The sequence below is a fragment of the Corynebacterium sp. HMSC073D01 genome (assembly GCF_001815555.1).
Lineage (GTDB): Bacteria > Actinomycetota > Actinomycetes > Mycobacteriales > Mycobacteriaceae > Corynebacterium > Corynebacterium glucuronolyticum.
In genome coordinates this window covers 76,657-76,863 of sequence record NZ_KV821085.1, presented here as the reverse complement: position 1 = coordinate 76,863, position 207 = coordinate 76,657, and positions in this window count along the sequence as shown.

Below are 207 nucleotides of genomic sequence, written 5' to 3'. Positions count from 1 at the left end.
CTGCCCCGCACCTGCGGGGATGAGCCCCGGGCGGTACAGACCACGGCACTACCGAACCGATCTGCCCCGCACCTGCGGGGATGAGCCCTTACCAGATAAATTCGCAATCTGGCAGCTATCATCTGCCCCGCACCTGCGGGGATGAGCCCGCGGGCTACTCCAATTTTGAGGCGGTAGTGGAATCTGCCCCGCACCTGCGGGGATGAG